Genomic DNA, 23,989 nt, shown 5'->3' on the forward strand with positions numbered 1-23,989 from the left:
ATCCCACGCCCGCAGGGGGCCGGTCGGTCGACCGGCCCCCTGCGGCATTCACACCTCCGCCACCTCGGCGATCCTCCAGGCTCCCTCATGCTCGGTGAGCGTGAAGACGACGTCCTCGGCCTCGAACCGCTCCTCCTGTCCTCCGATCTCCGCGCTCGTCGTCATCCGCGCCGCAACCCGGATGCCGGTGTCGGTGCGCTCGACCACGGTGACATCCTCGACGGTGACCGTGTACGTCCCGCCCGCATAGGCGGAGAGGTCGATGAGTTCGTCGGCGGCGGCCGCCGACGACCCGGGGACGGTGAGTGCGGCGAGGGCATACCCGTCACCGGCGCCCAGCGCCCGCGCGCGTTCGGCACAGAGGTCGCCGAGGCGGTCGATGACGTCTTCGTCGGTGGGTTCCTCGTCCCCCGCACCGTCCCCCGAGCCCGCAGGCGGCCGTTGCGCCGCGGCCTGCTCGGGTCCGGCCGGTGGTGTCTCCGCTGTCGACCAGGCGACGAGCAGACCCCCGAGGACGGCGACGACGATCGACGCGGCGATGCCCCAGCGCACCGGACCTCCTCTCATCCGCAGCCTGGTCCACCACGAGGATCGGGTGGATTCCTGACGTCGCGGTGGCCGACCCGACCTGCGGGTCCGCTCCCCACGCCTCGACCGGGATCGACGCGCGTGTGAAGCGGCCGCGGCACGCAGGGCCGCTGCGGCGCCGAGGCGACCGGAGCGCTCCCCCGGACGGGCGCCGACGTAGCCCGGCCCCGGCCGATCGGCAGCGTCGCCCTGCGGGGTCGGGACCTGCGCGGGAGCGGCCCGCAGCCGAGCGGTGATCGCCTGCGCCGGATCGAGGTCGCGGGAGGCCGGGACGAGCGGCAACGGAACCGGTGCGGGAAGAGTGCCCAACTGCGCAGACACCTCGGCGACGGCGGCTGCCACCCCGGCCTCCCCGCCGGATGGCGGGACAGGATCGTCGTCGAGGAGATCGGCGACCAGAGCGCGCAGCTGCGCGCTGCGCTCGGCGAGGGCGACATCGACCGGCAGCAGGGCCTCGCTCCACGGGGATCCGTAGGCGGCATGGTAGACGAGCTCGCCGATCGCCCGGCGGACGGAGGTCTCGAGCCGGTGCCGCACCCCGGGGATGAGACGGGGGCGGCCCTCGGCGTCGAGGGCGAAGCAGTCGAGGCCGAGCCGGGAGGCCTGGTCCCCGACCGCTGCGAGTTCGGCGAAGCATCCGCGCAGGAGAGTATGGATCTCTGCCTCGGTGAGTCCGTGGACGGCGCGGACGGCGTCGAGGACGAAGCCTCCGGGAAGGGGATCGACGAGGAGGACCTCGGTCTCCCCCGTCGGCAGGAGCACCAACTCCGTACCGCGTGCCGCGTCGTGATCGGCATCGAACCCGCGGTTCTCGACTCCCCACACGGACTCACCGGTGTCGTCGCGGAGGCGGTGGACCACCTCGGCGATCGTGGTCTCGTAATGCCATGTCATAGTTCGTCATCCCCATCGATGAAACGAAACGATCTTAGATGTCATTCGATGATGGATGATGACGTTTGATAAGTCAATGCGGAATGCGAGCGAAAGGTGTCGAGGGTCATGTTCTGCGCAATTGAACACCCCGATCAACGGGCATATTGTGGTGGCATGCCTCTGGCCACTGAAATTCTCGGTTTCGCACCGGCCTTCTCGGACTACCGGCGAACCTGGGACCTGCAGAAGAAGTATCACGAAGACGTGCTCGCCGGGACGAGGGAGTCGACGATCCTCCTCCTCGAACATCCGCCTGTCTACACGGCGGGCAAGCGCACCGAGGACCATGAGCGGCCGACCGACGGCACCGAGGTCGTCGACGTCGACCGCGGCGGGAAGATCACCTGGCACGGCCCGGGCCAGCTCGTCGCCTACTTCATCTACCGCCTCAACGATCCCAAAGAGGTCCGCCTCTTCGTCGCCCAGCTCGAAGACTCGATGATCCGCCTGCTCGGCGAGTACGGGATCGAGGCGACGACGGTCGAGGGGCGCGCCGGCGTGTGGATCCTCGGTGACGGCGTCCGCCGGGACCGGAAGATCGGGGCGATCGGCATCCGCATCCACGAGGGCGTGACCATGCACGGCCTCGCCCTCAACTGCAGCAACGACCTCGGCGCCTATGCCTCGATCATCCCCTGCGGGATCACCGACGCCGACACCACGACCATCAGTGCCGAGCTCGGACGCACGGTGACCCCCGAAGAGGTCGCCCCCCGGCTCGACGAGATCCTCCACGAGACCATCACCGCTTAGGAGCTCACCTGTGACGATCGCACCCGAAGGCCGCCGTATGCTCCGTGTCGAGGCACGGAACTCGGAAGTGCCCATCGAGGAGAAGCCCGCCTGGATCAAGGCGAAGGCCCACATCGGCCCCGAGTACACCTCGCTCAAGTCCCTCGTCCGCAAGCAGGACCTCCACACCGTGTGCGAGGAAGCCGGATGCCCGAACATCTTCGAGTGCTGGGAGGATCGCGAGGCGACGTTCCTCATCGGCGGCGAGCAGTGCACGAGGCGCTGCGACTTCTGCCAGATCGACACCGGCCGTCCTGCCGACTTCGACGCCGACGAGCCCCGTCGAGTCGCCGCCTCGGTCGGTGAGATGGGTCTGCGCTACTCGACGATCACCGGTGTCGCCCGTGACGACCTCGACGACGGCGGCGCCTGGCTCTATGCGGAGACCGTCCGGCAGATCCACGCCCTCGATCACGTCGACGGCCGCGGCACCGGAGTCGAACTCCTCATCCCCGACTTCAATGCCAAGCCCGACCAGCTCGCCGAGGTGTTCTCCTCCCGCCCCGAGGTTCTCGCCCACAACGTCGAGACCGTCCCGCGGATCTTCAAGCGCATCCGCCCGGCCTTCCGCTACGAACGGTCACTGTCGGTGATCACGCAGGCCCGGGAGGCGGGACTGATCACGAAGTCGAACCTCATCCTCGGCATGGGCGAGACGAATGACGAGATCATCTCCGCCCTCCAGGACCTCCATGACGCCGGTTGCGACATCATCACGATCACGCAGTACCTGCGACCCTCCCCCCGGCACCATCCGGTCACCCGGTGGGTCAAGCCCGCCGACTTCGTCATGTTCCGCGACGCCGCCGAGGAGATCGGCTTCCTCGGCGTCATGTCGGGTCCGCTCGTGCGCTCCTCGTACCGCGCGGGTCGCCTGTGGGCGACGGCCATGCGCCACCGCGGGGAGGAGATCCCCTCCCACCTCGCCCACCTCGACAAGCACACCCCGGCTCGCCAGGAGGCGCAGGCCGTCGTGGATATGTTCGGCGCCGGCGAAGAGGTAGACTTGACTGCTGAGCAATGAGTGGTCCCGGGCATGGTTCCGGGGACCCGCCGGCCCGTCAAGAGCAAGTGAGAGAATGAGCGAAGAACGCCGCAAGGGACTTTTCCGCCGCAAGCCCAAGGATCCGAACCGGAAGCCGGGCCGCTTGGCGCAGATGCGCCAGGTCTACGAGCTCGCAGCCAAGCACAACAAGGCCACTCCGTGGCTGCTCGCCGCTGCGATCGTCGGCTGCACCCTCGTCGGTCTTCTGGCCGGACTCGTCTTCGGCGGTGCCGTCTTCACGACGATCCTCGGTCTCATGGTCGGCCTCCTCCTCGGGATGTTCATGCTCGGCCGTTTCGCCGAGACCGCGGCGTTCGCACAGATGGAGGGCCAGCCCGGTGCGTTCGGCGCGGTCCTCAACACCGCCCGCCGCGGCTACCTCATGGACGACAAGCCGATCGCGATCGACCCGAAGAGCCGCGACCTCGTCTTCCGCTCGACCGGGCGCTCCGGCGTCGTGCTGCTCAGCGAGGGCCCGAAGGCCCGCAGCGCGAAGCTGCTGGCCAAGGAGAAGAAGCGCCATGAGCGCATCCTCCCCAATGTTCCCGTCCACACCCTCCAGGGCGGCAACGAGGAGGGACAGCTGCAGATGAAGCAGGTCGTCTCGGCCGTGCACAAGCTGCCGCGCAAGCTCAACCGCGCCGAGGTCCTCGCGGTGCGCAACCGGCTCTCCGCGCTCGGCACGCAGGGCACGCGCCCGCCGATCCCCAAGGGCATCGACCCGAACAAGGCCCGCCCCAACCACAAGGCGATGCGCGGACGCTGACCGTCCCCGCAGACTCGTCGGCCCCGGCTCCGCAGATGCGGAGTCGGGGCCGATGTGCGTCCGGCCTCGCGTCAGCGAGTAGGAAGTCAGCGGCGGAGGATGACCGTGCGTGCGGCGAGGTCGTGGAGGCCGCGGCTGTCGCGGTCGAAGATGAGCGCCGGGATGACGAGGACGACGAGCGCCGTCCTGATGATCGCGGGCAGGAACCCCGGGACACGGCCGTCGAGGCGACGGACCTCGATCCCGAAGAGGCGGTGCCCGACGGAGTATCCGAGGGTGGAGACGAGGAGGATGTTCTCGATGGCGAAGATCGCCGGGGCGAGGAACGGATTCGTCGAACCGATGGCGCCGGCGATGGCCAGGCACATGAACCAGTCGACCATGAGTGCGAGCAGGCGGCGCCAGGCGGGGGCGACCGAGTGTCGACCGGTCTCCGGCAGGCCGAGCCTGCGTCCGGGCCAGTCGCCCTCTTCTCGGTGGATCTGAGGGCCCTGCAGCCAGGACCCGAGGTCGTCGCGATTGATCACCCTGCCAGCCTACCGAAGGCGACGTGGGAGAATCCTCAGGAAACATCCGCGAAACATGACCGTCATCACGGCTTCACCTCCGGCCAACTAGGATGGATCGTGGTCAGGGACCACCGACCACTCGTCTAACTAGGAGACCTAAGTGTTCTCGTCTGCTGAAGAACTCGTCAACTACATCGCGGAGAACGACGTGCGATTCGTCGATGTCCGCTTCTGCGACCTCCCCGGTGTCGTCCAGCACTTCAATCTGCCCGCCGCATCCTACGGCGTGGACGAGATCACCGAAGGCCTCCTCTTCGACGGGTCCTCGATCACGGGATTCCAGGGCATCCACGAGTCGGACATGAAGCTCCTCGCCGACGTCGCCTCGGCGTTCGTCGACCCCTACCGCGAGGCGAAGACGCTCGTGGTCACCCACTCGATCGTCGACCCCTTCACCGACGAGCCCTATTCGCGCGACCCCCGCCAGGTGGCGGCGAAGGCGGAGAAGTACCTCCAGTCGACCGGGATCGCCGACACTGTCTACTACGGTGCCGAGGCCGAGTTCTACATGTTCGACTCGATCCGCTATCAGAACACCCCCGGCCACAGCTTCTACGAGATCGACTCCGTCGAAGCGGCCTGGAACACCGGCGCCGAGGAGCCGGGCGGCAACCTCGGCTACAAGACTCCATACAAGGGCGGCTACTTCCCCGTCTCCCCGCAGGACAAGTTCGCCGACATCCGCGACCAGATGTCGATGACGCTCGAGACCATCGGCTTCGAGATGGAGCGCGCCCACCATGAGGTCGGAACCGCCGGGCAGCAGGAGATCAACTACAAGTTCAACACCCTCCAGCACGCAGCCGACCAGCTCCTCGACTTCAAGTACGTCGTCAAGAACACCGCCGACGAGTACGGCAAGACGGTGACGTTCATGCCCAAGCCGCTCTTCGGGGACAACGGCTCCGGCATGCACTGCCACCAGTCGCTGTGGAAGGACGGCGAGCCCCTGTTCTACGACGAGAACGGCTATGCGGGTCTCTCCGACCTCGCACGCTGGTACATCGGCGGCCTCATCGAGCACGCCGGCGCCGTCCTCGCCTTCACGAACCCGACGATCAACTCCTACCGCCGCCTCGTCCCCGGCTATGAAGCCCCGGTCAACCTCGTCTACTCGGCGCGCAACCGCTCCGCGGCCATCCGCATCCCGGTGACCGGCTCCTCGCCGAAGGCCAAGCGCCTCGAGTTCCGCGTGCCCGACCCGTCGTCGAACCCCTACCTCGCGTTCTCCGCCCAGCTCATGGCCGGACTCGACGGCATCCGCAACCGCATCGAACCGCCGGAGCCGATCGACAAGGACCTCTACGAGCTGCCCCCGGAAGAGGCCAAGGACATCAAGCTCGTGCCGGCCTCCCTCGACGAGGCGCTCGACGAGCTCGAGCGCGATCACGACTTCCTCACCGCCGGTGACGTGTTCACGCCCGACCTCATCGAGACCTGGATCCGGATCAAGCGCGAGAACGAGATCGACGTCGCGCGCCTGCGTCCGACCCCGACCGAGTTCGAGCTCTACTTCTCGATCTGACCCGACCCGCGGCGGGAGAATCGCCGGAGGGAATACAGTGGGGGCGTCACCGGTTCATCCGGTGGCGCCCCTGCCGCGTTGCCCTCGGCACGGATCGGCAGGGACCCATCATCGACACCACCACCTGCGAGGACGGAACATGGCGCATTACGATCTGCTGGTCATCGGCACGGGTTCGGGGAACATGTTCCTCGACAAGCGGTTCGCGGGGCTGAAGACCGCGATCGCCGAGGAATGGCATTTCGGAGGCACCTGCCTCAACGTCGGCTGCATCCCCACGAAGATGTTCGTCTATCCGGCCACCGTCGCCGAGGAGGCCGCGCACGCGAAGCGCTACGATGTCGATGCCTCGTTCTCCGGCGTCGACTGGTCGGACCTGCAGGAGCGCATCTTCTCCCGCGTCGACGCGATCGAAGCCGGCGGGCGTGAGTACCGGATGAGCGACCGCCAGCCCAACAACACCGTCATCCCCGAACATGTCCGCTTCGTCGACGAGAAGACCGTGGTCACCGACTCCGGTGAGGAGATCACTGCCGACCGCATCGTCATCGCCGCCGGGGCCGCCCCGACGATCCCCGACACCCCCGGGCTCGATCCCGCTCGGGTTGACACTCCGGGATATCCGATCGTCACCTCGAACTCGATCATGCGTCTGCCGGAGCAGCCGAAGCGGCTGGCGATCGTCGGCTCGGGCGTCGTCGCGATGGAGTTCGCCCATATCCTCTCGAGCTTCGGCACCGAGGTGACCGTCATCGCCCGCGGACCCCGGCTGCTCCAGGACTTCGACGCCACCGCCTCGGCGGAGTTCACGGAGATCTTCACCGCCGACCACAAGGTCCTCCTCGGTGCCCAGCCGGCCGCCTACCGCCTCGGCGAGGGCGAAGGAGCGCCGGTGACGATCGACCTCGAACCGAGCGGACGGATGGACGATGTCGACATCCCGGCCTCGGTCGAGGCCGACATCGTCCTCATCGCCATCGGGCGCCACCCGAACACCGAGGGCCTCGACGCGGCCGCGGTCGGATACGACACGACCGCCGACGGCAGGCTCGTCGTCGATGACTTCCAGCGGGTCTACGCGGGAGGGAGGCCGGTTCCCGGCGTCTTCGCCCTCGGTGACATCAGCTCCGAGCACCAGCTCAAGCACGTCGCCAACCACGAGGCGCGCGTCGTCGGCGACAACCTCGCCGTCGACGTCGCCGCCGGCGCGCCCGGTGCCGCGCCGGAGACCGCGCTGACGCGCTCGAGCCACAAGGCCGTACCCGCGGCGGTGTTCACCTCGCCCCAGGTGGCCGCGGTCGGGATGACCGAGGACGAAGCCCGCGCCGCCGGCCACGACGTCACCGTCAAGGTCCAGAGCTACTCCGACGTCGCCTACGGGTGGGCGATGGCCGACGACCCGGGGATCGTCAAGATCATCGCCGACCGGGACACCCGGCTCATCCTCGGTGCGCAGATCGTCGGCCACGAGGCGTCGATGATCATCCAACCCGTGATCCAGGCGATGGCCTTCGACCAGCCGGCCGACGAGGTGGCCCGCGGGCAGTACTGGATCCATCCTGCCCTGCCCGAGGTCATCGAGAACGCTCTCCTCGGGCTCGACTTCTCCCCGCGGTGAGGCCTCAGAACTCGTAGAACCGGTTCTCCATGACGGAGCGGGCGTGGCGGGTCGCACGCAGGTAGTCGTCCTCGAGCTCCCGTCCGCCCCCGGCCGGATACCCGAGGAGACGGGCCGTGGCTTCGAGCTCGGAGTGCTCGTCGGGCAACGACTCGGCGGTGCGCCCGCGGAAGAGCATGACCGCTGAACGGACGTTCGTGGCCAGCTGCCAGGCGGCGGCGAGCTCCGCGGCGTCCTCTGCGGGGATGAGGTCCGCGGCCGCCGCGGCTTCGAGGGCCGGCAGCGTCGACGTCGTCCGCAGGCCCGGAACCGAATGGGCGAAGCGCAGCTGGAGGAGCTGGACGGTCCATTCGACGTCGGAGAGGCTCCCCCGGCCGAGCTTGAGGTGTCGGCGCTTGTCCGCGCCCTTGGGCAGCCGCTCGTCCTCCATCCGCGCTTTGAGGGTGCGCACCTGGGTGAGCGCCTTCCCGGTCATCTGCTCGGGGTAGCGCAGAGGGTCGATGAGGGCCGTGAACGCCTCGGTCAGCGCTGAGTCGCCGGCGACGGGCCTGGCCCGCAGGAGTGCCTGGGCCTCCCACGGCTCCGACCATTTCGCGTAGTAGGACTGGTAGGAGGCGAATGTGCGCACGAGCGGGCCGTTCTTGCCCTCGGGGCGCAGGTCTGCGTCGAGGTCGATGCCCTTGGCCCCCTCGCTCGCCTTGAGGCGCGAGGTGAGCTGGAGGGCGACCTTGTTGACGTGTTTGCTCAGCTTCGCCCGCGCCTCGGCGTCGAGGTCCTCGTCGCGGGCACGGTAGACGAACATCGCATCCCCGTCGGAGAAGTACCCGATCTCCCGGCCGCCCCACCGCCCCATGGCGATGACCGCGAACTCGTAGTCCGGCGTCGACTCTTCGTCGAGGTCGAGACGCACGGCCGCCAGCGCACCGGAGACCGTGAGGTCCATGAGGTCGGAGAGATCGCCGGGCACCTCGGCCCGGTCGCCGACGTCGAGGACGTCGCGCAGGGCGATGCGCAGCAGCTCCCGGGAGTACGTCTCCCGAATCCGCGACACCGCTGACCCGCCGTGCCGGGAGAGCAGTCCCTCGATCTCGGCGCCGAGGACCTCGAGGTCGCGGGCGTGGAGACTCTGGTAGTCGTCGAGCCACGCGACGGCGGCCGGCTGGCGCAGCAGGAGTTCCGTCGCGTACCCGGAGAGCGTGAGGACCTCGGCGACGGACTTCGCGGCGAGCCCGGAGTCGCGCAGCATCTTGAGGAACCAGCCCGAGGACGATAGGGAGTCCGTGAGCCGACGGAACGACAGCAGGGCGGCATCGGGATCGACGCCGTCGGAGAACCAGTCGAGCAGCGCCGGCAGGACCTGCCGGATGACGTGGGCGGTGCGCGACATGCCCGCCGTGAGCGACTTGATGTGGCCGAGCGCACCCTGCGGGTCGCGGTAGCCGAAGGCGCGGAGCCGATCGGCGGCCGCCTGGAGACTCGTGCCGCGGTGATGGGCGTCGACGACGGCACCGTGGACGCCGACGGCGGCGTCGAGGACGGGACGGTAGAAGATCTGCTCGTGCAGCCGCGTGACCTGCTTGGCGAAGTCCCGGCGCGTCTCCTCGAGCCGCTCCCCCGAGCGGGTGCCGGAGGTGAAGACGGAGCGTGCGAGAGTCCGCAGCTTCGCCTCGTCGTCGGGGATGAGGGCGTTGCGCAGCATCCGCGGGATCTGCACACGGTGTTCGACGACACGCATGAAACGGTAGGCCGCGGAGAACGCTGCGGCATCGTCTTGGCCGATGTAGCCGTGCTCTCCGAGGGCGGACAGGGCGAGCAGCGTGTTCGGGGACCGGATCTCGTCGTCGCTCTGCCCGTGGACGAGCTGGAGGAGCTGCGCGGAGAACTCGACGTCGCGCAGTCCCCCGCGTCCGAGTTTGATCTGCCGCGGCGCTTCGGCGGCGGGGATGAGGTCGACGACTCGACGGCGCATCGCCCGGATCCCGTCGATGAAGCCCTCCCGGCCGGCAGCCTCCCAGACGAGAGGGCCGAGCGTGTCGGTGAACGCGGTGCCGACCTCGGAGTCGCCGGCGACGGGCCTCGCTTTGAGGAGAGCCTGGAACTCCCAGTTCTTCGCGACATCGGCGTAGTAGTGCTCGAACTCCGACATCGTGCGCACGAGCGCTCCGGCCTTGCCCTCGGGACGCAGGGCGGTGTCGACCTCCCACAGCGCCGGTTCGGCACCGGGGTCGGAGAGGATCGAGCGCATCCGCTGCGCCACCTCGGTGGCCAGGCGCCGCTGAGCGTCGGTCGACTCGGAGGCGAGGACGAAGACGACGTCGACGTCGGAGACGTAGTTGAGCTCCCTTGCCCCGGTCTTCCCGAGCGCGATCACGGCCATCCGGACGTCCGCGTCCGGGTCGAGCTCGGCCCGGGCGATGGACAGGCCCGCCTCCATCGCGGCCGAGGCGAGGTCGGAGAGGACTGCGGTGACGAGGTCGACGATGTCCTCGGGTTGGTCGGCGAAGAGGTCGTCGGCCATGAGGGCGAGAAGCACGTCCCGGTAGGCCCGGCGCAGGCGAGCGATCCCCTCGTTGCCGGTGTGAGCGGCGACCGGGGCCGGATCATCCGGGTCGGCGCCGACGCTTTCCAGCAGCGTCTCGCGCAGGGCGCTCGCCGAGGCCTGCGGGGTCGAGATCATGAGATACGGGGCACGGTTGAGCAGGATGCCCAGCGAGTCGGGGTGGCGGACGAGATGATCGACCATCGCCTCGGAGGTGCCGAGCACCCGAAGCAGTCGCGCGAGCAGCGGGCGGTCGAGATCCGCCTCGGCGACGGGGTCCGGCCCGCCCGCTCCTACCGCCTCGACGAGGGCGCGTCCATCGTCCTCGCACTGTTCGAGGACGCGGAGGAGGCCGAGAGCGGCCTGGTGCGGGTCCGGGGTCGCCTCGAGCAGGTCGACCAACCGCGAATCCGTGGCCAGCGGCGCTCCGACGATCCCGTCGATGTCGCCGAGGAAGCGGGTGGCCGACGTGGAGCCGGCAGGGGTCCGTGAGGTGATCCGAGCCATGGTCTACATCGACGAGAAGTGCTTGCTGAGCTCGTACGGCGTCACCTGCGCCCGGTATTCGGTCCATTCCTGGCGCTTGTTGCGGAGGAAGAAGTCGAAGACCTCCTCACCGAGCGTCTCGGCGACGAGATCGGAGCCCTCCATGATCTCGACCGCCTCGGCGAGGCTGGCAGGCAGGGCGCGGATGCCCATCGCCCGACGTTCGGTGTCCGAGAGCAGCCAGACGTTGTCCTCGGCCTCCTCGGGCAGTTCGTAGTCCTCTTCGATGCCCTTGAGCCCGGCGGCGAGCATGAGGGCGTAGGAGAGGTACGGGTTCGCCGAGGAGTCCAGCCCCCGGTACTCGACGCGAGCCGAGGACGACTTGCCCGAGTTGTACTGGGGCACACGCACAAGCGCCGAGCGGTTGCGGTGGCCCCAGCAGATGTACGAGGGAGCCTCGTGGCCGGTCCACAGCCGTTTGTAGGAGTTGACGTACTGATTCGTCACCGCGGTGATCTCCGCGGCATGGTGGAGGAGGCCCGCGATGAACTGGCGCCCGGTCTTCGACAGCTGATAGGTCGCCCCCGGTTCGAAGAACGCGTTGTTCTCCCCCTCGAAGAGGGAGACGTGGGTGTGCATCCCGTTGCCGGGATGGTCGGAGAGCGGCTTGGGCATGAACGAGGCGTAGACGCCCTGGGCGATCGCGACCTCCTTGATCACCGACCGGAACGTCATGATGTTGTCGGCCATCGTCAGCGCGTCGGCGTAGCGGAGGTCGATCTCGTTCTGCCCGGGTCCCGCCTCGTGGTGGGAGAACTCGACGGACAGACCCATCGCCTCGAGCATCGTCACCGCCGAGCGGCGGAAGTCGTTCGCGGTGCCGCCGTTGACGTGGTCGAAGTAGCCTGCGGTGTCGACGGGCACGGGCGCACCGAGGGTCCCGTTGCCGGAGTCAAGGTTGCCGGAGCGGAAGAGGTAGAACTCGATCTCCGGGTGGACGTAGAAGGTGAAGCCCTTCTTCGCCGCCGCCTCGAGGGTGCGCTTGAGGACGTTGCGCGGGTCGGCCTTGGCCGGTTCGCCCCCGGGGACGTGGATGTCGCAGAACATCCGGCCCGTCGGCTCGGTCTCTCCGCGCCACGGCAGCAGGGAGAACGTCGAGGGGTCGGGCTTGAGGACCATGTCGGCCTCGTAGACCCGGGAGAGTCCTTCGACCGCCGAGCCGTCGAACCCGATGCCCTCGGAGAACGCGCCCTCGAGTTCGGCGGGCACTATCGCCACCGACTTCAGTCCGCCGAGGACGTCGGTGAACCAGAGGCGGATGAACCGGACCTCACGGTCCTCGACGGTGCGGAGGACGAACTCTTCCTGTCGCGACATCGATCAGCCGTTCCACTTCTCGTCGTCTTCGTTCCACTCCTCGTTGCGCTTCTTCGCCTGCTCGAGGGCGTCGCGCGCCTCCGCCTCGGTGGTGTAGGGGCCCATCCGGTGGGTCCAGTCACTGACGAGACCCTGTTCGACCTCACCCGTCGCAGTGTTGAAGTACCACTTGGAGTTCGCCTCGTCGATATCCTTGAACAGTCCCATGGCCGGCCTTCCGTCGTTGCTGTGGTGCCCTGACGATGTCAGCTTACCGGTTCGCAGGCCTCCTGACAGGGGTGTTCGCCGAGGTGTCGGCGCCGTGTCGGCGACTGTGGGCATTGAGCTGGACGCGGTCATCTGACCGCCCGTGTCACTGCAGGCGGAGTCTCCCGCCGAGGCGTCCCGACGCTGCCGTCGATCGAACCATTCCGTAATCTTTCGCATCGTGGACAACCGATTCCGCAAGACTCGGCACGAAATGGGCATGTAAAGGTTTGCCTCCCAGACCTTCAGAAGCTTAGAGTGAGATGTACCCTCGGCCGTTGCCTCGCGCGGCCGGACCTGCCCCGCTGCCGGGGCGCCATGAGAGAAGGAATCCAATGCGCATTTCAGTGCCCACAGAGGTCAAGAACAACGAGTTCCGGGTCGCCATCACCGCTGCCGGCGTCCATGAGCTCGTCTCCCGCGGTCACGAGGTCACCGTTCAGGCCGGTGCCGGCGAAGGCTCATTCATCAGCGACGACGAATACACCGCAGCCGGTGCGACCATCGCTCCCGACGCCGCGAGCACCTGGGCCGCCGGGGACATGGTCCTCAAGGTCAAAGAGCCCATCGCGCAGGAGTACGGCTTCCTCCGCAAGGACCTCATCCTCTTCACCTACCTCCACCTCGCCGCCGATGAGGCGCTGACGAAGGCGCTCATGGAGGCCGGCACCACCGCCATCGCCTACGAGACCGTCCAACCCGACGGCGGCGGCCTGCCCCTGCTCGCTCCGATGTCGGAGATCGCCGGTCGGCTCTCGACGCAGGTCGGCGCGCACAGCCTGCTCAAGGCCGAAGGCGGCCGCGGTGTGCTCCTCTCCGGCGTTCCCGGCACCGACAAGGCCAACGTCGTCGTCATCGGCGCCGGTGTCGCGGGCACGAACGCCGCACGCATGGCGCTCGGCCTCGGCGCCAACGTCGAGGTCATCGACATCAACATCCCCCGCCTGCGCCAGATCGACGAGACCTTCAACGGTGCGATCGCGACGAAGGTGTCGAACAGGTACGAGATCACGAAGTCGCTCTCGACGGCCGACCTCGTCATCGGCTCCGTCCTCATCCCGGGTAAGAAGGCTCCCAAGCTCGTCACCGACGACATGGTCGCCGGCATGAAGCCCGGTTCGGTGCTCGTCGACATCGCGATCGACCAGGGAGGCTGCTTCGAGGGCTCGCACCCGACGACCCACGACGACCCGACCTACGTCGTCCACCAGTCGATCTTCTACTGCGTGGCGAACATGCCCGGCGCCGTGCCGAACACCGCGACCGCCGCGCTGACGAACGCGACCCTGCCCTTCGCCGTCAAGCTCGCCGACCAGGGCTGGCACAAGGCGCTGTCGAACGACACCGGTCTCGCCCGCGGCCTCAACACCCACAACGGCCACGTGACGAACGACAACGTCGCCGAGGCGTTCGGCCTCCAGGCCGTCTCCGTCGAACACGCGCTCGCGAACTGAGTCACCGAGCGACCGGTTGCTGCTCGGCCGGTTCTCGCTCGATGCCGCTAAAGCGCTGATCGCTACCGGCACCCGAGCGCACAACGCACCGTCAGCGTCTTCTCCACCCCGTAGACCGGGATGAACAGACGCTGACGGTGCGTTGTGCATTCCCCCGCCGAGGTTGTGGCAGTGCAGGTGCGCAGCGTCGGTTCGGGTGCGCTTCCGCGCTTGGGGTAGGACGTGCCGTTTGAAGTAGGGGGTGAGAGGGAGAACGTCCCCGCGGGGACGTCTACAGGGCCGCCGCCGTGCACAACCGCTAACGACTGCCGGGCGCAACCGCACACGGTCTCGTGCGCGACCGCGAACGATCAGTGTCGACGCTCGAGGCTGCCTACCGGGACTCCCGCATCGTCGTCTGCCGGAAATGCTCCTCACACAGGCGACCCGCCGCCTCGGCGTCTCCGGCGGCGATCGCCTCGACGATCGCGGCGTGGTCGATGACGGCCCGATCGAAGAGCTCGTGGGAGAACGGGTCGTGGCGGAAACCGGCGTTGATGCGGGTGTCGATGTCGATGGCGATGCGCACGAGCTCGGGGTTGTGTCCGGCCCGGGCGATCGCGAAGTGGAACCGGGCGTCGGCCGTGCGGGCGGCCGACGCCTCGGCGCGTTCGGAGTACGCCTCGGCGAGGTCACGGAGCTCGTCGAGCTCGTCGTCGGTGCGGCGCAGCGCCGCGGTCGCGGCGAGACTGTTCTGGAACACGGCGCGGGCGTCGAGGAGGTTGCGCCGCTCGGCGTGGAACTCCTCGATCCTCTCGGCCATCGGGGCGAGGGTCGCTGGTGCGGCGCTCGCGACGAAAGTGCCGCCGCCACGACCGCGACGGCGTTCGACGACGCCGAGCCGCTCGAGGCGCTCAAGGGCGGCGCGCACACTCGATCGCGACACCTGGAGGTCGGCTGCCAGCGCACGCTCCCCCGGCAGCAGCGTGCCCTCGGGCAGGGCGCCGACCGCGATGCCGGAGAGGATGTGGTCGGCGATCTGCTGCGGGGCGCTCGTGAGGCTGACGACCTCGCTCAGCCCGGAGAACTCCTTGCCGGGCAGGTCAGGCCGCTCGCTCATCGCACCTCCACTTTCGCTCTCCCGGTCCTGTGTCTTCTCCGAGTCTAAGCTTTCCCACCGCCGAGGCGGGACGTCGGTGGGGTGCTCGTCAGTGGATTCTCGATGCGCCGGGGCTCTAGAATCGTGACCATCATGACAGCCCATCCTCGCCTCATCACGCCCGGAACGCTCTCCCCCGAACGTCAGGTCCCCGCTTCGATCACCCGACCCGAGTACGTCGGGCGCGCCGACGCCGACGAAGGCCGCGGCGGCGACCAGTACACGCCCGAGGAGATCGAGCGCGTCCGCGTCGCCGGCGGCATCGCGGCCAACGCCCTGGCCGCCGTCGGAGAGATCATCGCCCCCGGGGTGACGACCGATGAGATCGACCGGGTCGCCCACGCATTCATGGCCGACCACGGCGCCTACCCGTCGACGCTCGGCTACCGCGGCTTCCCGAAGTCCGTGTGCACCTCGGTCAACGAGGTCATCTGCCACGGCATCCCCGACTCGACCGTGCTCGAGAACGGCGACATCGTCAACGTCGACATCACCGCCTACATCGGCGGCATGCACGGGGACACGAACTACACGTTCGCCGTCGGAGACATCGACGACGAGTCGCGCCTCCTCATCGAACGGACGTGGGAGGCGACGATGCGCGGCATCAAGGCGGTGCACCCGGGTCGGGAGATCAACGTCATCGGCCGGGTCATCGAGAAGTACGCGAAGCGCTTCGGCTACGGGGTCGTCCGCGACTACAGCGGCCACGGCGTCGGCCGGGAGTTCCACTCCGGCCTCATCGTCCCCCACTACGATGCCGCCCCCTCCCACGCCGAGGTGATGGAGCCGGGGATGATCTTCACGATCGAGCCGATGCTCAACCTCGGCACCGAGGCATGGGACGTCTGGGACGACTCGTGGACGGTCGTGACGAAGGACCGGAAGCGCTCCGCCCAGTTCGAGCACACCGTCGTCGTCACCGACTCCGGTGCCGACATCCTCACCCTTCCCGACCCCGCCTCGGCGATCGCCGGTGGCCCGACGCCCAAGGACGCAGATGACTGAGGACACCCCCGCCCGCTTCGCAATCGGCATCGACATCGGGGGCACCGGGATCAAGGCCGCCCTCGTCGACACGGAGACCGGCCAGCTCGCGTTCAAGCGCGTGCGCGTGCTCACTCCGAAGCCGAGCACCCCGGATGCCGTGGCCGATGCCATCGCCGAGGTGGTCGACCTCCTCGTCGAGCGTGCCCTCGAACTCGAGGTCGTCGCCGACCGCGGCGTCCTCGACGCGCTGCCGCTCGGGTGCGGGTTCCCCGGCGTCGTCCTCGACGACGAGGTCCACTACGCGGCGAACCTCGACAGGAGCTGGATCGGCTCGAACATCCAGGCGATCCTGCGCAAGCGCATGGGCAGGCAGTTCTTCATCATGAACGACGCCGACGCCGCGGGTCTGGCCGAGATGGTCTTCGGTGCCGGACGGAAGTACCGGAAGAAGACGGTGCTGCTCACGACGTTGGGCACCGGTATCGGCACGGCGCTGTTCACGCAGGGTCGCCTCGTCCCCTACACCGAGCTCGGCCACATCGAGATGAATGGCCGTGACGCGGAGACGCAGGCAGCGGAGTCGGTCAAGGTCCGTGAGGAGCTCGAGTTCGACGAATGGGCGAAGCGGCTGCAGCAGTACTATTCGCAGGTCGAGCTGCTCGTCGCCCCGGATCTCATCATCGTCGGCGGCGGCATCTCGAAGCGCCACGACGAGTTCCTCCCGCTCATCACGACCCGGGCCGTGATGTGCCCGGCGAAGATGTTCAACAACGCGGGCATCGTCGGTGCCGCAATACTGGCCGTCAACGACGGCAAGCCGCGGGTGAAGAAGGGCCTCGGCTGAGCACTGCAGTCCCATCTGACTGTTCAGCCAGTCACGTGATCGGTATGCTGGTCACATGAATGTCGACGAGCCCTTCGGAGGACTGATCACCGGCGCACGCGGCGCAGTGCTCGCTCTCCTCCTACGGACCGGCGCCCAGCCGACGGGTCGCAGGGTCCACTCGCTTCTCGACGGTGACCACAGCCTCTGGTCTGTGCAGCAGGCGCTCAAAGCGTTAGTCGAGCTGGGAATCGTCGAGCAGACGACGGTGGGGCCGTCGATCATCTACTCGATCAACGAAGACCATGCAACAGTGCCCTCGCTCCGCAGGCTCGTCGATCCTGTCGGCATGCTGACCGGGGTCATCGAAGCGCACATCGACACGACTGCTGTCGACGCGGTCATTCTCTTCGGATCGACAGCCACCGGAGCAGCGAGCGCCGACAGTGACATCGATCTTGCCGTCATCGGCTCGAGTGACTGGGACGAATCCGGCCGTCTGGCTCAGCACGTGCACGCCGGCATGGGCAACCCATGTGACGTTCTCGTCTTCACGCCGGAGGAATTTGACGCGGCAGTCAGACGAGGCGAACCCGTCGTCAGGGATATCCTTCGTGACGGCATTCCGCTCGTCGGTGCGCTCCCCCATCGCGAGCCGCGGGTCGGCTGATGGCGCGGTCGGAACAGCAGAATTCCGCTCGGCTGTTCCTGCGAAAGGCGCAGGAGTACCTGGACTCGGCGGAGGACAACCTCGTTCTGGAACGCCTCACCGTAGCCGGCGGTGACGCCGTCCATGCTGGAATCTGCGCCAAAGACGCTATCGTCACTGCGCTTTCAGGAACGACGGGAAAGGCGAAGGACCATTCTCGCGCAGCCCGAGAACTGCGCGACGTGCTTGGGAGTCGGCCCGTTGCCGCCGACGCCGAACGGTGCCTGCGACAACTCGTTTCCGCAAAGAGCGAGATCGAGTACGGGACCGGCCTCATGTCTGAGGCAAAAGCAGAGACGCTGGTGCGACGGGCGCGCACCCTTGTCGCGACGGCGAAGGACATTGTGGTGCTGCGGCGCTGACCACAGGCAACAGGGCCTCGGCTCAGCGCTGCGGCCCGGATGTGAGTGAGGACAGGCCACCGATACGCCGGGTTCTGTCATCGAGTCGGTCACCCTCCTCGACTGACGGCCATCTATCTGGGACCGATGTCACCACCGGCCTCAAGCGATCCACCCGACGGCTCGGCGAGCAGCCTCGAACGCCGTCTGTCTGATCTTGCTCCGGATGGGGTTTACCCAGCAGCACCGGTCACCCGGCACTCTGGTGGTCTCTTACACCACCGTTTCACCCTTACCTGCCGACGCGGTCGACAGGCGGTCTGCTCTCTGTTGCACTTGCCCGCGGGTTGCCCCGGGTGGGTGTTACCCACCATCCTGCTCTGCGGAGCCCGGACGTTCCTCAGCCCATAGGGCCGCGACCGTCTGGTGACCTGTCCTCACAGGTCAGTCTACCCGCGCGGGCCCGCCCCGGCACCGGGTCGCCGCCGCCCGTGACCAATCCGACATGGACGGCTTCGCTGCGTGTCCGGGCCGCCGAATACGATGGAGGCGTGAAGATCCTCCTCCCGCCGTCCGAAGGCAAGACCCCGCCGCCCAGCGGCGATCCGCTCGACCTCACGGCGCTGTCGTCCCCGGATCTCAACCCCAAGCGCAAGCAGGTCCTCGGGGCCCTGAAGAAGGTCTCGAAGCGTCGGGATGCGCTCACCGCTCTCGGAGTCGGGGCCTCGCTGACCGAGGATGTCGCCCGCAACGTCACAATCGACTTCCAGCCGTGCGCTCCCGCACTGCTCACCTACACCGGTGTCCTCTACGAGGCGATGGGGGCCGCCGACCTCGTCGCCGCCGCCGAGGCCGATGCGTCGATGGCCGAGCGCCTGCGCGACGTCCATGTCTTCTCCGCCGTCTTCGGCCAGGTCAATGGCCTCGACCCGATTCCCGCGTACCGGCTGGCGATGAAGACCGACCTCGGGCAGCTCGGTCGCCTCTCGACGTGGTGGAAACCGATCCTCGCGAAGTCGTTCTCCGTCGGGTCCGAGGAAGTCGTCCTCGACTGCCGCTCGAGCGACTACCGCGCCGCGTGGCCGGGACCGAACAGCCAGGTCGTCACGCTCGGAGCGGTCAAGGACACCGGTGCCAAGCGCAGCGTCGTCTCCCACTGGGCCAAGTTCTACCGGGGCGAATTCGTCGGCCGACTGCTCCGCGACGAACGCGAACTTCCGGCAAACATCAATGCCCTCGTCGACCGGGCAGGCGAGCACTACGAGGTCGAGTTCGCTCCCGCGACCGGGTCACGGCCGGCGGGGCTGACGATCGTCCTCCGCGACTGAGCCAGCCCTACAGCGTCGACTGAGCCCACACCTCGGCGTTTGAAGCGCAGCGCCCGCTCACCCTCGACGCAGGAGGACGGCCTCGCACTCCTCGCAGGCGTGGACCTCGTTGACGTCCTCGGCAAGCCATTCGTGCCAGGTCATCCCGCTGATCTCCTGACCGCACGCCTGACAGTGCGGGCCGGCGATGATCGCGGCCCCCGGACCACCCTGGGCGACATTGGCTTCGAAGCGCCGGACGAGGTCGGGCGGCAGATCCGATTTCAGCTGCGCCTCCTGGCTGCCGAGCTCGTCGAGGTCTTCGGCCAGCGCCGCCTTGCGCTCCTTGATCCCGGTCTGCGTGGCTTTGCCCTCTGCGGTCACCGCGGTGATGTCGGCTTCGACCCGGGCGAGTTCGCCCTGCGCGGCCTCGAGGCGCTCCATCGCCCCCAGCTCGGTCTCTTCGAATTCGGCGACACGGCCCTCATGGGCGGCGATCTCCTCCTGCAGGTGGACGAGGTCGCGGCTGGTCAGGCCGGTGCCGTCGTTGAGCTCGGCCGTCTTCTTCTCAATCTGCGCCGTCTGCTTGTCGATGGCCGCCGTGAGCTCGGCCGTCTCGGCCTCGAGGCCGGCGATGACCTTTGCAACACCGTCCCGCTCCGCTCCGAGTGCCTTGTGCCGGTCGATGAGTTCCTGGAGCTTCGGGGCGTCGACGGGATGGTCGTGTTCGTGACGCAGAGCCCGCGACCGTGCGGTGAGCTCGATGAGCTCGTCGAGAGTGGTGCGCTGAGCGGCGGTGAGGATCATGGTCACGTCCCTTTCAGTAGCGTTCGACCCAGGGATCGGTGTTGACGGCAGACGATTGGAGGGCGACCGAGAGTCCGCGCTGCTCGAACTCCGCTTCGAGCTCTGCTCGTGCCGCCGCCAGCCACACGGCCTCCGAGGCCCAGTGAGAGACGTCGATGAGCTGCGGCCGCGCCTCGGCGCGATTGGCGGTGTCGAGGGCCTCCGTCGCCGGATGGTGACGGAGATCGGCGGTGATGTAGACGTCGGCACCGCTGGACCGGACGGCATCGAAGAGGGAATCGCCGGCTCCCCCGCACACGGCGACACGGGTGACGGCGGCGGCCGGGTCGCCCGCGATGCGCACCCCCGTCGTCGTCCGCGGCAGACGCTCGGCCAGCGTGCGGGCGATGTCGCGCACGGTCGTCGCCTCGCCGAGGTCGCCGACCCGTCCGATGCCGCGCTCCGGGGCGGCGGGGTCGGGGACGAGGGGTGCGGACTCCGACACGCCGGTGAGTCCGATGAGGACGTCGGAGACGCCTCCGACCGCGGCGTCGGCGTTCGTGTGGGCGTTGAACTGGGCGATCCCGTTGGTGATGAGCGTGTGCACGGCCCCGCCCTTGAGCGTGCCGGCGCTCACCGTGTTGACCGGCCGGAGCATGAGCGGATGATGGGTGAAGAGGAGATCGGCGCCGAGGACGACCGCCTCGGCGATGACGGCATCGGTGGGGTCGAGGGCGAGGAGAATCGAACGCACCTCGGCGTCGGGATCCCCGACGGCCAGACCCACGGTGTCCCAGTCCTCGGCCAGGTCAGGCGGCCACAGGGAGTCGAAGACGTCCACGCACTCACTCACCGTCGGATACCTCATACGCCCACCCTAGTCGATGCTCCCCCGCTCCTCGGCGACGAATCTTCTCACCGAGGTCGTCGGCCGCTAGATTGGCATCATGAGCACTCACGCGTCAGAGACGACGCCCCCAGTGAAGCCCGTGTCCTCGACCGTCGCCGACATCATCGCCCGCAGCGCCGGCCGTTTCGCCTCCCGCACCGCCGTCGAGTTCTCCGACCGCACGTGGTCGTATGCCGAACTCGATGCCGCGGTCACCGCGGTCGTCCGCGAACTCCTCGCCCTCGGAGCGGCGAAAGGCGACCGGATCGCCGCGTACGGGAAGAACTCCGACCTCTACCTCATCCTCTTCCTCGCGTGCGCACGGTCCGGGCTCATCCATGTGCCCGTGAACTTCCAGCTCACCGGTGACGAACTCGACTACATCCTCGCCAACTCCGGGGCCGAGATCGTCTTCGCCGACGACGACCTCATAGACGCGGTGACGGCGACGCCCTCGGGTGCGGCAGGGCAGGTGCGGACCCTGTCCTCGCTTCTCGGCCCCGCCTCGGAGAGCGACATCGACCCTGCCGCCCCGGACGAATTCGACGTCACCGACGCCGACATCGCGCAACTCCTCTACACCTCGGGGACGACCTCGGCGCCGAAGGGCGCCGTGATGACCCACCGCGCCCTCGTCCACGAGTACCTCTCGTGCCTGACCAGCCTCGACTTCTCAGGCACGGACCGGGCCGTCCACGCCCTGCCGCTCTACCATTCGGCGCAGATGCACGTCTTTCTCCTCCCTCTGCTCGCCGTCGGCGCGCACAACATCATCGTCCCCGCGCCCGTACCCGGTGACCTGCTCGCCCTCTTCGAGGAGCGGCAGATCAACTCGTTCTTCGCCGCCCCCACCGTGTGGGTGGCGCTGGCCAACAGTCCGGAGCTGGAGACCCGCAACCTGGAGAGCCTGCGCAAGGCGTACTACGGGGCATCGATCATGCCGGGTCCGGTTCTGACGAAGCTGCGTGAGCGCCTTCCGGAGCTCGGCTTCTACAACTGCTTCGGCCAATCCGAACTCGGTCCGCTGTGCACGGTGCTCCGACCCGAGGAGCACGATGCCCACCCGGGATCGGCCGGTCGCGCCGTGCTCTTCGTCGAGACGCGGGTCGTCGACGCCGCCGGTGACGACGTCGCCCCCGGTGAGCTCGGGGAGATCCTCTACCGTTCCCCGCAGCTGTGCTCGGGCTACTGGGACAAGCCGGAGGCGACCGCCGAGGCGTTCGACGGAGAATGGTTCCACTCCGGGGACCTCGTGCGGATGGACGCGGACGGCTTCGTCGAGGTCGTCGACCGAGTCAAGGACGTCATCAACACCGGCGGGGTGCTCGTGGCCAGCCGACAGGTCGAAGACGCGATCTTCGAGATGCCCGGAGTCGCCGAGGTGGCCGTCGTCGGCATCGCCGACGAGAAGTGGATCGAAGCGATCTCGGCGTTCGTCGTCGTCCGCGACGACGCCAGTGAGATCGCCGAGGCGGACGTCATCGCCCATGTCCGGGACCGGTTGGCCGGGTTCAAGGTGCCCAAACGGGTCGCGTTCGTCTCCGAGCTGCCGAAGAACTCCGCTGGGAAGATCCTCAAGCGCTCCCTCCGCGAGGCGTGACCGGCGGTGGGCGCGGTACGGTGCCCGGCCTCGCATACACTGCACTAGGGCCAGAGTGCTGGCCGCACGGAGATGGGAAGGCTGCGGATGAGAGCTGAGGACAGCATCAAGGGGTGGCCGTGGCGACTCCACGGCGACGGGAAGTCGATCAGGCCAGGGGAGATCGTCCTCCCCGAGGAGCGGATGACCTGGCCGAGGACGATCGGGATCGGCGCTCAGCACGTCGTCGCGATGTTCGGTGCGACGTTCCTTGTCCCCCTGCTCACCGGGTTCCCGCCGTCGACGACGCTGTTCTTCACCGCGATCGGCACCCTGCTCTTCCTGCTCATCACCAAGGGGATGATGCCGTCCTACCTCGGCTCGTCCTTCGGTCTCCTCGCCCCCATCGGAGCGGTCACCGGCTTCGCCGCGACCTCGGGTGAGAAGCTCGACCCCTCGGCGATGGCGCTCGCCCAGGGTGGGATCATCTCCGTCGGGGTCACCCTCGCCCTCGTCGGCATCGTCGTCCACTTCGCCGGGGTGCGGTGGATCGAAGTGACGATGCCGCCGGTCGTCACCGGCTCCATCGTCGCCCTCATCGGGCTCAACCTCGCCCCCGCCGCATGGGGCTGGGTGCAGCAGGCACCTCTGACCGCGGTGATCACGATCGCCGCCATCATCGTCTCCTCCGTCCTCTTCAGAGGTATGCTCGGCAGGCTCTCGATCCTCATCGGCGTCCTCATCGGGTACGGAGCCGCACTCGTCCAGGGTGAGGTCGACTTCTCGACCGTCGAGACCGCGGCATGGGTCGGGCTGCCCACCTTCCATGCCCCGGCCTTCGACCTCGGCTACCTCGGGCTCTTCCTGCCCGTCGTCCTCGTCCTCGTCGCGGAGAACATCGGGCATGTGAAGTCGGTGGCGGCGATGACCGGCCGCGACCTCGACGGACTCACCGGGCGCGCGCTCTTCGCCGACGGCCTGGCGACGACGATCGCCGGAGCCGGCGGCGGGTCGGGGACGACGACGTACGCGGAGAACATCGGCGTCATGGCAGCGACGAAGATCTACTCGACGGCCGCCTACCTGTGTGCGGCGATCATCGCCCTCATCCTCAGCCTGCTGCCGAAGTTCGGCGAGATCATCGCGACGATCCCTCCGGGCGTCCTCGGCGGAGCGGCGACGGTCCTCTACGGGATGATCGGCCTCCTCGGCGTGCGCATCTGGGTGGAGAACCGCGTCGACTTCTTCAACCCCATCAACCTCAACACCGCTGCCGTCTCGCTCATCGTCGCGATCGCGAACTACACGTGGTCCCCGGCGGGGCTCGAGTTCGCGGGAATCGCTCTGGGCACCGCCTCGGCGATCGTCATCTATCAGGTGATGCGGGCGATCGCGAAGTGGCGGGGCACGGCAACGATCCCCAACTCCGCCGCCGAGGCGGGCCAGCCGGAGGTCACCGACCGGCGTTGAAGACCGTCTGGCGCAG

At 68.1% G+C, this 23,989-nt stretch carries 21 protein-coding genes and 1 other RNA gene; 13 read left to right on the forward strand and 9 right to left on the reverse strand.

Going from position 1 to position 23,989, the window contains the following annotated elements:
• Positions 1-48: 48 nt before the first annotated feature.
• Positions 49-1,482 (reverse strand): hypothetical protein, encoded by a 1,434-nt coding sequence (locus BC102111_RS05800; RefSeq protein ID WP_101623781.1) that lies wholly within the window; start codon positions 1,480-1,482, stop codon positions 49-51.
• Between the two features lie 156 nt (positions 1,483-1,638).
• Between BC102111_RS05800 and lipB the strand changes: the two genes are divergently transcribed.
• The 3 genes from lipB to BC102111_RS05815 are packed head-to-tail and all read left to right on the forward strand — an operon-like array spanning position 1,639 to position 4,127.
• Positions 1,639-2,277 (forward strand): lipoyl(octanoyl) transferase LipB, encoded by a 639-nt coding sequence (gene lipB / locus BC102111_RS05805; protein ID WP_063250489.1) that lies wholly within the window; start codon positions 1,639-1,641, stop codon positions 2,275-2,277.
• Between the two features lie 10 nt (positions 2,278-2,287).
• Positions 2,288-3,340 (forward strand): lipoyl synthase, encoded by a 1,053-nt coding sequence (lipA, locus tag BC102111_RS05810; protein WP_101623782.1) that lies wholly within the window; start codon positions 2,288-2,290, stop codon positions 3,338-3,340.
• A 55-nt stretch (positions 3,341-3,395) separates the two neighbouring features.
• Entirely contained in the window at positions 3,396-4,127 is a 732-nt protein-coding gene (locus BC102111_RS05815; RefSeq protein WP_040341010.1) for a DUF4191 domain-containing protein, read from the forward strand.
• 86 nt (positions 4,128-4,213) lie between these two features.
• Here BC102111_RS05815 and BC102111_RS05820 read toward each other — a convergent pair whose 3' ends face one another.
• Complete coding sequence (locus BC102111_RS05820; protein WP_101623783.1) at positions 4,214-4,654, reverse strand: RDD family protein; 441 nt, start codon at positions 4,652-4,654, stop codon at positions 4,214-4,216.
• A gap of 142 nt (positions 4,655-4,796) precedes the next feature.
• Between BC102111_RS05820 and glnA (BC102111_RS05825) the strand changes: the two genes are divergently transcribed.
• Positions 4,797-6,221 (forward strand): type I glutamate--ammonia ligase, encoded by a 1,425-nt coding sequence (gene glnA / locus BC102111_RS05825; RefSeq protein ID WP_009375685.1) that lies wholly within the window; start codon positions 4,797-4,799, stop codon positions 6,219-6,221.
• Between the two features lie 139 nt (positions 6,222-6,360).
• On the forward strand, positions 6,361-7,839 hold the full coding sequence (locus tag BC102111_RS05830; protein WP_101623784.1) for a mycothione reductase: 1,479 nt from the start codon (positions 6,361-6,363) through the stop codon (positions 7,837-7,839).
• A 4-nt stretch (positions 7,840-7,843) separates the two neighbouring features.
• Here the strand turns inward: BC102111_RS05830 and BC102111_RS05835 are convergent, their stop codons facing one another.
• Genes BC102111_RS05835 through BC102111_RS05845 form a run of 3 tightly spaced genes read right to left on the reverse strand, consistent with a single transcriptional unit; the run spans position 7,844 to position 12,448 of the window.
• On the reverse strand, positions 7,844-10,885 hold the full coding sequence (locus BC102111_RS05835; RefSeq protein WP_101623785.1) for a bifunctional [glutamine synthetase] adenylyltransferase/[glutamine synthetase]-adenylyl-L-tyrosine phosphorylase: 3,042 nt from the start codon (positions 10,883-10,885) through the stop codon (positions 7,844-7,846).
• 3 nt (positions 10,886-10,888) lie between these two features.
• The gene (glnA, locus tag BC102111_RS05840) at positions 10,889-12,241 is read right to left on the reverse strand and encodes a type I glutamate--ammonia ligase (protein ID WP_009375682.1); all 1,353 of its coding nucleotides are present in this window, start codon (positions 12,239-12,241) and stop codon (positions 10,889-10,891) included.
• A gap of 3 nt (positions 12,242-12,244) precedes the next feature.
• Positions 12,245-12,448: a hypothetical protein gene (locus BC102111_RS05845; RefSeq protein ID WP_009375680.1), complete on the reverse strand. Its 204-nt coding sequence runs from the start codon at positions 12,446-12,448 to the stop codon at positions 12,245-12,247.
• Between the two features lie 374 nt (positions 12,449-12,822).
• Here BC102111_RS05845 and ald point away from each other — a divergent pair, with 374 nt between their 5' ends.
• Complete coding sequence (gene ald / locus BC102111_RS05850) at positions 12,823-13,941, forward strand: alanine dehydrogenase (protein WP_009375678.1); 1,119 nt, start codon at positions 12,823-12,825, stop codon at positions 13,939-13,941.
• 373 nt (positions 13,942-14,314) lie between these two features.
• Here ald and BC102111_RS05855 read toward each other — a convergent pair whose 3' ends face one another.
• Positions 14,315-15,040, reverse strand: a complete 726-nt coding sequence (locus BC102111_RS05855) for a FadR/GntR family transcriptional regulator (protein ID WP_101623786.1) — start codon at positions 15,038-15,040, stop codon at positions 14,315-14,317.
• Positions 15,041-15,172: 132 nt separating this feature from the next.
• Here BC102111_RS05855 and map point away from each other — a divergent pair, with 132 nt between their 5' ends.
• The 4 genes from map to BC102111_RS05875 all read left to right on the forward strand — a co-directional run bounded on the left by map (position 15,173) and on the right by BC102111_RS05875 (position 17,963).
• The gene (gene map, locus BC102111_RS05860; RefSeq protein WP_180960578.1) at positions 15,173-16,087 is read left to right on the forward strand and encodes a type I methionyl aminopeptidase; all 915 of its coding nucleotides are present in this window, start codon (positions 15,173-15,175) and stop codon (positions 16,085-16,087) included.
• Positions 16,080-16,913: a polyphosphate--glucose phosphotransferase gene (gene ppgK, locus BC102111_RS05865; RefSeq protein WP_009375672.1), complete on the forward strand. Its 834-nt coding sequence runs from the start codon at positions 16,080-16,082 to the stop codon at positions 16,911-16,913. Before map ends, ppgK begins: the two co-directional genes overlap by 8 nt.
• A 193-nt stretch (positions 16,914-17,106) precedes the next feature.
• Complete coding sequence (locus tag BC102111_RS05870) at positions 17,107-17,562, forward strand: nucleotidyltransferase domain-containing protein (RefSeq protein WP_223289869.1); 456 nt, start codon at positions 17,107-17,109, stop codon at positions 17,560-17,562.
• Positions 17,562-17,963 (forward strand): HEPN domain-containing protein, encoded by a 402-nt coding sequence (locus BC102111_RS05875; protein ID WP_101623789.1) that lies wholly within the window; start codon positions 17,562-17,564, stop codon positions 17,961-17,963. Before BC102111_RS05870 ends, BC102111_RS05875 begins: the two co-directional genes overlap by 1 nt.
• A 47-nt stretch (positions 17,964-18,010) precedes the next feature.
• Here the strand turns inward: BC102111_RS05875 and rnpB are convergent.
• Positions 18,011-18,377: RNase P RNA component class A (gene rnpB, locus BC102111_RS05880), an RNA gene on the reverse strand.
• Between the two features lie 116 nt (positions 18,378-18,493).
• Here rnpB and BC102111_RS05885 point away from each other — a divergent pair.
• Entirely contained in the window at positions 18,494-19,270 is a 777-nt protein-coding gene (locus BC102111_RS05885; RefSeq protein ID WP_180960579.1) for a YaaA family protein, read from the forward strand.
• A 57-nt stretch (positions 19,271-19,327) separates the two neighbouring features.
• Here BC102111_RS05885 and BC102111_RS05890 read toward each other — a convergent pair whose 3' ends face one another.
• Together BC102111_RS05890 and BC102111_RS05895 are read right to left on the reverse strand one after the other, a co-directional pair.
• Positions 19,328-20,056: a zinc ribbon domain-containing protein gene (locus tag BC102111_RS05890; RefSeq protein WP_101623790.1), complete on the reverse strand. Its 729-nt coding sequence runs from the start codon at positions 20,054-20,056 to the stop codon at positions 19,328-19,330.
• 13 nt (positions 20,057-20,069) lie between these two features.
• Entirely contained in the window at positions 20,070-20,903 is an 834-nt protein-coding gene (locus BC102111_RS05895) for a Nif3-like dinuclear metal center hexameric protein (protein WP_176472428.1), read from the reverse strand.
• Between the two features lie 79 nt (positions 20,904-20,982).
• Between BC102111_RS05895 and BC102111_RS05900 the strand changes: the two genes are divergently transcribed.
• Complete coding sequence (locus BC102111_RS05900) at positions 20,983-22,524, forward strand: fatty acyl-CoA synthetase (protein WP_101623791.1); 1,542 nt, start codon at positions 20,983-20,985, stop codon at positions 22,522-22,524.
• Between the two features lie 87 nt (positions 22,525-22,611).
• Positions 22,612-23,973, forward strand: coding sequence for a uracil-xanthine permease family protein (locus BC102111_RS05905; RefSeq protein WP_101623792.1), 1,362 nt, complete (start codon positions 22,612-22,614; stop codon positions 23,971-23,973).
• Positions 23,974-23,989: the final 16 nt, after the last annotated feature.

The organism is Brevibacterium casei CIP 102111, from assembly GCF_900169275.1.
In the GTDB taxonomy this organism is placed as follows: domain Bacteria; phylum Actinomycetota; class Actinomycetes; order Actinomycetales; family Brevibacteriaceae; genus Brevibacterium; species Brevibacterium casei.

Coding starts and splice junctions, on each gene's coding strand:
- BC102111_RS05800 (WP_101623781.1), bottom strand. CDS start 1,482: ATGACATGGCATTACGAGACCACGATCGCCGAGGTGGTCCACCGCCTC.
- BC102111_RS05875 (WP_101623789.1), top strand. CDS start 17,562: ATGGCGCGGTCGGAACAGCAGAATTCCGCTCGGCTGTTCCTGCGAAAG.
- ppgK (WP_009375672.1), top strand. CDS start 16,080: ATGACTGAGGACACCCCCGCCCGCTTCGCAATCGGCATCGACATCGGG.
- BC102111_RS05815 (WP_040341010.1), top strand. CDS start 3,396: ATGAGCGAAGAACGCCGCAAGGGACTTTTCCGCCGCAAGCCCAAGGAT.
- BC102111_RS05890 (WP_101623790.1), bottom strand. CDS start 20,056: ATGATCCTCACCGCCGCTCAGCGCACCACTCTCGACGAGCTCATCGAG.
- glnA (WP_009375682.1), bottom strand. CDS start 12,241: ATGTCGCGACAGGAAGAGTTCGTCCTCCGCACCGTCGAGGACCGTGAG.
- ald (WP_009375678.1), top strand. CDS start 12,823: ATGCGCATTTCAGTGCCCACAGAGGTCAAGAACAACGAGTTCCGGGTC.
- BC102111_RS05835 (WP_101623785.1), bottom strand. CDS start 10,885: ATGGCTCGGATCACCTCACGGACCCCTGCCGGCTCCACGTCGGCCACC.
- BC102111_RS05900 (WP_101623791.1), top strand. CDS start 20,983: ATGAGCACTCACGCGTCAGAGACGACGCCCCCAGTGAAGCCCGTGTCC.
- map (WP_180960578.1), top strand. CDS start 15,173: ATGACAGCCCATCCTCGCCTCATCACGCCCGGAACGCTCTCCCCCGAA.
- lipB (WP_063250489.1), top strand. CDS start 1,639: ATGCCTCTGGCCACTGAAATTCTCGGTTTCGCACCGGCCTTCTCGGAC.
- BC102111_RS05895 (WP_176472428.1), bottom strand. CDS start 20,903: ATGAGGTATCCGACGGTGAGTGAGTGCGTGGACGTCTTCGACTCCCTG.
- BC102111_RS05905 (WP_101623792.1), top strand. CDS start 22,612: ATGAGAGCTGAGGACAGCATCAAGGGGTGGCCGTGGCGACTCCACGGC.
- BC102111_RS05855 (WP_101623786.1), bottom strand. CDS start 15,040: ATGAGCGAGCGGCCTGACCTGCCCGGCAAGGAGTTCTCCGGGCTGAGC.
- BC102111_RS05830 (WP_101623784.1), top strand. CDS start 6,361: ATGGCGCATTACGATCTGCTGGTCATCGGCACGGGTTCGGGGAACATG.
- BC102111_RS05845 (WP_009375680.1), bottom strand. CDS start 12,448: ATGGGACTGTTCAAGGATATCGACGAGGCGAACTCCAAGTGGTACTTC.